The sequence below is a fragment of the Streptomyces albidochromogenes genome, assembly GCF_005981925.1.
Lineage (GTDB): Bacteria > Actinomycetota > Actinomycetes > Streptomycetales > Streptomycetaceae > Streptomyces > Streptomyces albidochromogenes.
The window spans coordinates 1-5,386 of record NZ_VBVX01000387.1 but is presented as its reverse complement, the minus strand read 5'-3'; the positions used below and the strand labels follow the sequence as shown (position 1 = coordinate 5,386).

The 5,386-nt window shown below is 69.5% G+C and carries 5 protein-coding genes; 4 read left to right on the top strand and 1 reads right to left on the bottom strand.

The window, feature by feature from the left end; all coding sequences use genetic code 11:
* Positions 1–1,045, bottom strand: a 1,045-nt coding sequence (locus E2E34_RS30730; protein WP_138905136.1) for a lyase family protein, incomplete at its 3' end; no start/stop codon positions are given.
* 74 nt (positions 1,046–1,119) lie between these two features.
* Between E2E34_RS30730 and E2E34_RS35710 the strand changes: the two genes are divergently transcribed.
* The 4 genes from E2E34_RS35710 to E2E34_RS30715 all read left to right on the top strand — a co-directional run bounded on the left by E2E34_RS35710 (position 1,120) and on the right by E2E34_RS30715 (position 5,160).
* On the top strand, positions 1,120–1,290 hold the full coding sequence (locus E2E34_RS35710) for a hypothetical protein (RefSeq protein WP_167518423.1): 171 nt from the start codon (positions 1,120–1,122) through the stop codon (positions 1,288–1,290).
* A gap of 436 nt (positions 1,291–1,726) precedes the next feature.
* The gene (locus E2E34_RS30725; RefSeq protein ID WP_138905135.1) at positions 1,727–2,455 is read left to right on the top strand and encodes a hypothetical protein; all 729 of its coding nucleotides are present in this window, start codon (positions 1,727–1,729) and stop codon (positions 2,453–2,455) included.
* A 365-nt stretch (positions 2,456–2,820) separates the two neighbouring features.
* The gene (locus E2E34_RS30720) at positions 2,821–3,099 is read left to right on the top strand and encodes a hypothetical protein (protein WP_138905134.1); all 279 of its coding nucleotides are present in this window, start codon (positions 2,821–2,823) and stop codon (positions 3,097–3,099) included.
* A 540-nt stretch (positions 3,100–3,639) separates the two neighbouring features.
* Entirely contained in the window at positions 3,640–5,160 is a 1,521-nt protein-coding gene (locus E2E34_RS30715; protein ID WP_138905133.1) for an FAD-dependent monooxygenase, read from the top strand.
* Positions 5,161–5,386: the final 226 nt, after the last annotated feature.

Here is a 5,386-nt window from a genome sequence, read left to right as displayed (position 1 = left end):
CGGCTCGATGAGCGACCACAGTTCGTCCGACACGATCCACGGCCGCGACTGACGTTTCCCCACGACCGGACCAACGACCACCCAAGTCGAAAGTCACTTGATCAACAACTTCTGTTAGGGCCTCTAAGCGGGCCAGGGCGACGACCTGCTCGCACGCTTCGGGGTTACGTTTGTGGGGCATGGTGCTGCTGCCAACTGTGCCGGGCCGCCAAGGAGATTGGACCTCGCCGAACTCCGGGCGGGACAGGGTCCGTATCTCGTCGGCGATCCTGCCCAGGGTTCCCGTCGTCAGAGCCAGTGCGCACACGTACTCGGCGACCCGGTCCCGCGCCGTGTGCCAGCCGGCCGCAGGGACCGCCAGACCCAGGCGCCGGGCGAATACGTGGATCAGGCGGCGGCCCTGCCCGCCGAAGCCCGCCATGGTGCCAACACCGCCGAACAGCTGGACGGCCAGCGACCGGGGCCGCACCTGGTCGAGCCGTTCGACGTCCCGCAGCAACTCATCGACCCAGCCAGCCACTTTCAGACCAAATCCCATCGGGAGCGCCGGCTGGGCATGTGTCCGGCCCAGCGCCATGTCGGTCACGTGCGTCTCCGCCAGGTCAACCAGGTCCGCTACCAGCACCCGCAGGAGCACGTCGACCTCATCGAGCACATCGCGCATCTCAAGGCACTGGCCGGTGTCCTCGATGTCCTGCGTCGTCGCGCCCAGGTGCACGTACTGGCCCGCATCTCCAGGGCACGCGTGCTCCAACGCGCTCAACAACCCAACCAGTGAATGGCCCGTACGGGCTATCTCAGCGCGCACCCACTCCATGTCGAGAGCGCATACCTGGGCGGCGCTCGCGATCACGGCCGCTGCGCCTTTGGGGATCATTCCGAGTTCGGCTTGGCTGAGTGCGAGCGCGGCCTCCACGTCCAACCAGCGTTGGAACCGGCAGACATCACAGAAGATTCGTCTGCTGGCTTCTGTGCCGTACCCAGCTCCGAAGAACCGCGAATCGACGATGTGCCCACGTTCATGCGTACAGCCGCCGGACGACATTTCCGTAACGTAGCAGGGCACTGACTGTTACATCGCCACTACCTGCACATTGGAACCCCGCTGCCTCGGGCCCCATGATCAACTCCGTCGATCTCCTCGGGGGTGAGCGGGGCGCGTCCTCGTCCCGGCGGGATGCCTACGGGCTTGGTCCGCAGCGGCAGACCGTCGTCCGCCGCCGCACCGGAAACCACCTGGTGTTCGAAGAGGTGCAGACGAATCGAAGTGGCACGTACTCCACGGCGTAGTCGATGACGTTCGCCACTGGGGTGATGTCCGACAGGGCGGCGAGTTCGAGGAGTTCTTGCTTCTGCTGGACACCCGGCAGGCGCGTGCCGCTCTGCGAGAGCGCCGGGGCGTGAGGCGACAGCCGCACCGCCTGCGGCCTAGGTTTTCCCTTCCTGTGGCTGCCGAATGGTCGCGCGTGGGCGGCGCAGAGGCGCGTTGTACCCGCAGGGATGGCACACAGGGACAATGCTCCGGGCAGATGCCTGTGGCCTCCGCGACAGACCAGCGTGGTGCGGGGCGGCCTCCCCCCGGATCTCCACATCGCGCTGTGCCGGTCGGCAGCTCAGAGCCCGCCCGCCCCCTGGACTGTCCCGGCTCAGACGACCACTGCGAAGCCGGCCCGGCCGGCGGGGCTGGGTACATTGGCCGGGGTGGGAGACGGAGGTCGTGTTTCCGGTGAGCGGAACGCTGGCGAACCCGAGCAAGGGCAGTCCCCGCGCGGACGCCGTTCCGACGGCTCCGGAGGCGGGCTTGCCGGTGCTGTTCGTGGAGGTCGAGAACGGCACCGAACCCCGGGAGATCGCGGGCAAGATTTACAAGTACCGCAGGTCCTTCCGCCGCACGGCCAAGGACACCAACAACCAAGACATCCCGATGGGGCAAACGCTCTACAGCGACCACAGCAGGGGCCACGACCGTGCGGGTTACCCGCCGGTGGCGTTCGTGTTCACCGCCCAGGTCGGCCCCGAGGCGATGATGAACCGCATGAAGGCCGTCCGCGACCTCTCCGCGGAGTGCTGGAAGGGCCAGTGGAACAACGCCAGCATGTACGGGAAGGACGGCTACCGCGTCTACGACGACACCGTCCCCGTCATCGCCCACCACCCTCACCCCACCTCCAGCAGCACGGACCCCACGGCGGGAGCGTACATCCGTGGAGGTTTGGATTCACGCACGCGCCCTCGGGCCAACTGTGCCGACGGGCCTTGGTCACGGGCCCGGCCGGGTGAAGCCCGCGCGCACGGGCGGGAGCCGGCTGGGGCGGGGGCCCTGGACCTTGCCCCGGTTACCAGGGCCTCCGTGCGGCCGCGCGCATGCCAGGGGATGGGGTCATGCGCGTGTCGCCTGGCGCAACAGCGTCGGCGGCACTCGGGTCACGGGACTGACTTCGCCTGGGGTTGTTAAGGGCTGTCTCGGGTGGGCACTCGACTGATGATGAGTGAGTGGTTAGGACATGGTGCACCCCCTCCAGGGGCCGGCCGCAGCGGGCTGCAGCGGCCGGCCCCGAGTGCTGTTGCCACAGCAGGCTGCTGGTGGTCAGAGCCAGGTGCCTGCCAGTGCGTGGCGGTCGCCGGTGAGCGCGTAGCGGCGTACGGCCAGCGCCGTTTCCCCATCGATCCCGATGTCGTCCGCGTACGGGGCGAGGACCTGTCGGCAGCGTCCTGGTCGGACAGAAAGGCCGGGGCGAGTTCGAGTGCAGTCTGCCCCAGGCGTCCGCCGGTCGAGGCCATCTCGTCGGCCAGGCGCCGTACCGCCGTCGTGTCAGTGGGATGCCGCTCCGTGTTAGCGAGCGCCCGCTCCAGCCCCTGGCCGTCGTCTTCGGCGGTGCCACCGGGGGCGGGGAGCGGAGTGCGGCGGACTTCGTCCACGACCTGGGCCACGATAGCCCGGACCACCGTCCACTCGAGCTGCCCGGCCTGGGCAGCGGCAGTGAGCCACTCGGTGACGACGGCGGTGAGTTCATCGAGTCGGCCGTGGACGTCGTCCAGCGCCCGCTGCGACAACCTCATGTCCACCAGCCCGCCCGCGTCCGTGTCTCCCGCGGGTGACACATCGGCCAGAACACCGGCAGCGCCGATCGCCCGGTTCAACGCACCGGCCGACTCGGCGATGTCGATCAGCCGGTACGCCTGCGCCCGGCCGATCCCCAGCTGACCCTGCGCATACGCACCCCACCCCGATTACCCCAGCACACCCCACACCCGCGCCCGGTGCGCGTCCCGCACCCGCTGGGCCAGGAAGGTCGCGGCCCGCCGCGCCTCCGATCGCCGCACGCAGCTGCTCGGTCAGCCGCACCGCATCATCTCGACCGGCCGGCTCCAGCGACCCGCCCTGCTCCGGCTCACTCACCGACGCCATGTCTCCATGGTGCGCCGGGCGGAGGCGGCTGGGCAGAGGGCGCGAGGGGCAGCGCCTCGGGGAATCGTCAGGGTACCGGCCCGGTTGTCCGGCCATGCGGGTGCACGCGGGTGGCCGGACGACGAACCCACACTGTCAATGGGAATGTCCGACCTCTAACGCATTGCGTGACACATCCCGCAGAGTCGCACTCCTTCTAGGCCGTGGCCGACGGCAGAAAGCGGTGAGTTATGCCCGCCGACCCCTCTCCCCAAGCCGAGTCGAGGGACGCTGTTGACGTTCTTATCGTTGGCGCAGGCCCGACCGGCCTCACCTTGGCGGTCGACCTTGCCCGGCGCGGCGTACGCAGTCTCATCGTCGAGGCGGCCGACCGGCCGTTCACCGGATCACGCGGTCTGAGCCTGCAGCCGCGCACCCAAGAGGCCTTCGACGATCTCGGCGTCATGGACGCGCTGCGGGAGGCCGGCAGTCCCTTGCTGCCCATGCAGACCTGGCGCAACGGCTGCAGAGCGGGCGAATGGCGGTTGGTGGAACGCGACCCCCAGGCGCCCGTGTCGCGGTATCCGGTGCAGTGGCTGATGCCGCAATGGCGGACGCAGCAAATCCTGCAGGACCGGCTCCTGGCATTGGGCGGGGCGGTGGAGTACGGCACTCGGCTCACGGCCCTGCGTCAGAGCGACCAGCAGGTGCATGCCGAGGTGACACAGACCGACGGCAGCCGCCGCACCCTGACCGCCGCCTATCTGGTCGGCGCCGACGGCGGACGCAGTACGGTCCGCGAGGCGCTGGGCATCACGATGAAGACCGAGGGCGGCCCACTGCACGCGGCGGTGGTCGCGGACGTGCGTCTCGACGGCCTGGACCGCGAGCACTGGCACATGTGGCCGGACGGGCCGGGCGGCGAACTGTTGCTCTGCCCGCTGCCCGGAACCGACCAGTTCCAGCTCACCGCCCCGGTCGGCGACGAGGACAGCGACCCCTGCCCGCAACGAATCCGGGAACTGATCGCCACCCGCACCCACCTGCCGCCAACGGCCGTCACCGACGTCCAGTGGACCTCGTACTACAAACCCCGCACAGCACTGGCCGAACGCTTCCGCGACAAACGGGTCTTCCTCGCGGGCGACGCCGCGCACGTCCACCCGCCCGGCGGCGGCCAAGGCCTGAACATCGGCGTACACGACGCCTACAACCTGGGCTGGAAACTAGGCCAAGTCCTTCACAGCAACGCGCCCGACACGCTGCTGGACAGCTATGACGCCGAACGCCGCCCTGCCGCCCACGACGTCCTCGACCTCAGCGCCCAGCTCTACCGCCTCGGCCGCAAACCCGAAGGAAGCCGCGAGCGCGCTCGCCACCGAAACCGCCTCACCCTCCTGTCAGTCCACTACCGTGACAGTCCTCTGAGCACCGAGGCCCGCGAACAGCTCACGCCCACCATCCTCCAAGCCGGTGACCGCGCCCCCGACCTCGCATACACCCCCGCAGACGCAGACGCAGCCGCCCACGACACGCCGCGGCAGCTCTTCGAACTGCTCACAGGCCCCCACTTCACCCTGCTCGCAGTGGACAGCACACCACCCCCCGTACCACCGACCGTCCGCACCCTGCAGGTGACCGGCGGCGCCCTGGCGCAAGCCCTCGGCATGGGCCTGTTCCTGATCCGCCCCGACGGCCACATCGGCCTGGCCACCCACAACCGTGCACACCTCGAGCGCTACTACACCAAAGTCGGCCTCGCCGCCGACTGAGCTGCCCCAGCCGACCCAGGAGCGCTGCACTGGCCCGGCCGGGCCAGCGCAGCCGTACCGCAAGGCCAGGCCGGCGACGGCACGGCAGCAGACCGACCAAACCACTCGTGCGGCGGCGTCATCGGCCGAAAAGCGCCCGGCCACCAAGCGCTGTGCACCATCTCGATCAGCCGGAACACCTGCGCCCGGCTGATCCCCAGCTCACCCTGCGCACGCACCCCCCCCC